The sequence below is a fragment of the Bradyrhizobium sp. PRIMUS42 genome (assembly GCF_023006515.1).
GTDB lineage: Bacteria > Pseudomonadota > Alphaproteobacteria > Rhizobiales > Xanthobacteraceae > Bradyrhizobium.
Window position 1 is genome coordinate 1 of record NZ_JALBGZ010000666.1, and the last position, 3,467, is coordinate 3,467.

At 66.9% G+C, this 3,467-nt stretch carries 4 protein-coding genes; all 4 read left to right on the top strand.

The window, feature by feature from the left end; translation table 11 throughout:
* On the top strand, positions 1–784 hold a 784-nt coding region (locus MOV75_RS31470; protein WP_247007263.1), incomplete at its 5' end, for an ATP phosphoribosyltransferase regulatory subunit.
* A 4-nt stretch (positions 785–788) separates the two neighbouring features.
* A complete protein-coding gene (gene hisG / locus MOV75_RS31475; RefSeq protein ID WP_246930800.1) occupies positions 789–1,766 on the top strand; it encodes an ATP phosphoribosyltransferase in 978 nt (325 codons plus the stop codon).
* A gap of 100 nt (positions 1,767–1,866) precedes the next feature.
* The gene (locus MOV75_RS31480; protein WP_246930802.1) at positions 1,867–2,943 is read left to right on the top strand and encodes a glycosyltransferase family 2 protein; all 1,077 of its coding nucleotides are present in this window, start codon (positions 1,867–1,869) and stop codon (positions 2,941–2,943) included.
* The coding region (locus MOV75_RS31485; protein ID WP_247007264.1) for a ChbG/HpnK family deacetylase at positions 2,940–3,467 on the top strand (528 nt) is incomplete at its 3' end. The genes MOV75_RS31480 and MOV75_RS31485, both read left to right, overlap by 4 nt.

Sequence of the window (3,467 nt, forward strand, 5' to 3'; positions counted from 1 at the left end):
AGCCGACGCCGAGACGCTGGCACTGGCGCTGGAGGCAACCGCGGCCTTCGGCGTCCAAGACGTCGAGATCCGCACCGGCGACGTAGCGCTGTTCAATGCGCTGCTCGACGCGCTCGACCTCTATCCGGTCTGGCGCCGCCGCCTGGTCAAGGATTTCAACCGCAAGATCAGCCTGGAGCAGGATCTGGAGCGGCTGGCGGCCGCGACCACCGCGTCCCCCAGCGAATATGAGGGCGTGCTCGCCGCGCTGGCCGGCTCCGATCGCAAGGCGGCGCTCGCCTTCGTCACCGATCTGATGTCGATCGCCGGCACCACCAATGTCGGCGGGCGCACCACGGCCGAGATCGCCGACCGCTTCCTCGAGCAATCGACGCTGAAGGGCGGCGCGCTGCCGCGCGAGGCGATCACCGTGCTCAAGCGCTTCCTGTCGATCGCAGGTAATCCCGACGACGCCATCGCCGGGCTGCGCGCGCTCACCACTGATGCCAAGCTCGACCTTGCTGCGGCGATTGATCAGTTCGAGAGCCGGGTCGGCTTCATGGCGGCGCGCGGCATCGACGTGAAGCAGACGCGCTTCTCGACCGCGTTCGGTCGCGGCCTCGACTATTACACCGGCTTCGAATTCGAGCTGCATCACCGGGGCAACGGCGCCGAACCGCTGGTTGCCGGCGGCCGTTATGACCGGCTGATGACCCAGCTCGGTTCGGGCGAGCCGATCCCCGCGGTCGGCTTCTCGGTCTGGGTGGACGCGCTGACCCGGATCGGCCGCAAGGTGGGAGCTTAAAATCATGAGCGCGCCATTCGTTCTGGCCGTTCCCTCCAAGGGCCGCCTTCAGGAAAACACCGAAGCCTTCTTTGCCCGCGCCGGCCTCAAGCTGTCGAAGGCCGGCGGCGCCCGCGACTATCGCGGCACCATCGCAGGCCTCGACAATGTCGAGGTCGCCTATCTCTCGGCGAGCGAGATCGCCTCGCAGCTGTCGCGCGGCTTTGCGCATCTCGGCGTCACCGGCGAGGATCTCGTGCGCGAGACCATCGCGGATGCCGACAAGCGCGTGTCGCTGATCGAAGGGCTCGGCTTCGGCTATGCCGACGTCGTCGTGGCGGTGCCGCAGGCCTGGATCGACGTCCGCACCATGGCCGATCTCGACGACGTCACCACCGGCTTCCGCGAGCAGCATCACATGCGGATGCGGGTCGCGACCAAGTTCGTCAATCTCACCCGCGCGTTCTTCCAGAGCCACGGCATCACCGACTACCGCATCGTCGAAAGCGCAGGCGCAACCGAAGGCGCGCCGGCAGCCGGCAGCGCCGAGCTGATCGTCGACATCACCACGACGGGCGCGACGCTCGCCGCCAACGGCTTGCGGGTGCTCGACGACGGCGTGATCCTGCGCAGCCAGGCCAATCTCGTGGCGTCGAAGGAGGCCGACTGGTCGCCGCAGGCGCGGGAGACGGCGCGCGTCATTCTCGATCACATCGCAGCGCGGGCGCGGGCCAACAAGTACCGGGAGGTCCGCACCCGCTTCCGGCAATGCGACGCCGCCCTGCTCGGCGAAGCCCACAGCCGGTACGGCGTCGAGACCCCGTTCGGCGGACCGACCTCGTCAGGCATGCTGACGCTGCACTGCCCACCGGGGCAGCTTTATGCGCTGGCAAGCTTCCTGCGCGAGCATGGCGCCGAGACCGTCTCGGTGGTTTCGCTCGACTATGTGTTCGACCGGGAGAACCCGCTGTTCGCCAAGCTCGAGGCGTTCCTGCGGCGGTGAGCCCCACGTCCGTTCGGCTGTTCCGTTCAGCTTTGCGACAGCAAACGGCAGCTACCATATGCTGTTGAGATGACTTTGAACGCCTCTGGAACCTTGATCGATGACGCTGGGCTCTGACGTTTCCGGCATGACGACCACCGCGGCCAGCGCCGCCGCGAAGGGACTGTCGATAGTCGTCCCCGTCTACAACGAGGCGGCGGGCCTCGCCGCCCTGCACCAGCGCATCTGCGATCTCGCGAAGACCTTGCGGGAGCGCTATCGGCTGGCTTGCGAGGTCGTCTATGTCGACGACGGCAGCAAGGACGCGACGCTCTCGATTGCGCGTTCATTGCCGGCCGATGCGATCGGCGTCCAGGTGGTGTCGCTGTCGCGTAATTTCGGCAAGGAGGCGGCGCTGATGGCCGGCCTCGACCATTCCCGGCTCGGCGCCGTCATGTTCATGGACGGCGACGGCCAGCATCCGCCGGCCCTGATCGAACAGCTGGTGCGGCATTGGATCGATGACGGCTATGACGTCGTCTACACCGCCAAGGCGCATCGCGATAACGAGGGCTTCCTGCGACGCGTCGCCGTGCACGGCTTCTACGCGCTGATCAATTGGGGCGCGCGCCAGAAGATTCCCGAGGACGCCGGCGACTTCCGCCTGCTCTCGCCGCGCGCGGTCGCAGCCCTCAGGCAGCTGCCGGAACGCAACCGGTTCTTCAAGGGCCTCGCCAGCTGGATCGGCTTCCGCCAGATCCGCGTCGATTACGAGCCTGCGGCGCGAGCCCATGGCGTCACCACCTTCAACGCCGCAAGCCTGCTTGGCCTGTCGATCGAGGGCCTGACCTCGTTTTCGGTCGCACCCTTGCGCTTCGCGAGCCTGCTCGGTGTCATTCTCGCCGGCGGCGCCTTCCTGTTCGGCCTTTCGATCCTCTGGGAGGTGTTCACGACCGGCAAGCAGGTGCCCGGCTATCCCTCGCTCGTGATCGGCCTGATGACGATCGGCGGCGTCCAGCTCATCATGATCGGCATCGTCGGCGAATATATCGGCAAGATCCTGTCCGAGCTGAAGGCGCGTCCGATCTATTTCGTCGCCGAGCACAGTGAAAAGCCCTTCGAAACCGACAAGGCCCAGCACGCTTCAAGTCAGGACCCTTCAAGTCAGGACGCCCCGAAGAGGACCGCGGCCGAATGAGCGCGGCCGCGGTCCTGCGGCGGATCTGGCTCTGCGCCGACGATTACGGCATCAGCCCGGGCGTCAACCGCGCCATCCGCGACCTGATCGAACGCGGCCGCCTCAACGCCACCTCGGTGATGATGGTGGGCCCGGCGATCGAGCGCAGCGAGGTCGAGGCGCTTCAGGCTTCAGCCAGGCAAAGCCCGCGCTGCGCGATCGGATTGCACGTGACGCTGTCGGCGCCGTTCCGGCCGCTCACCATGCATTTTCGTCCGCTCGACGGCGACATGTTCATGCCGTTTCCAAAACTGCTGCGCGCGGGCGTTTTGCGGCGGCTCGACCCTGAATTCTTCCGCAACGAGGTGAAGGCGCAACTCGCCGCCTTCGCGGAGGCGTTCGGGCGCGCGCCTGATTTCGTCGACGGCCATCAGCACGTGCAGCTCTATCCCCAGGTGCGCGACGGCTTTGTCGATGCGGTCGCCGAAGTCGCGCCGAACGCATGGGTGCGCCAGGGCGGCCGCGACCTGCCGCTCAAGCAGAGG

What these genes read in the sequence shown, in the direction of transcription:
- hisG (WP_246930800.1), top strand. Translation starts at nt 789, where the DNA reads ATGAGCGCGCCATTCGTTCTGGCCGTTCCCTCCAAGGGCCGCCTTCAG.
- MOV75_RS31480 (WP_246930802.1), top strand. Translation starts at nt 1,867, where the DNA reads ATGACGCTGGGCTCTGACGTTTCCGGCATGACGACCACCGCGGCCAGC.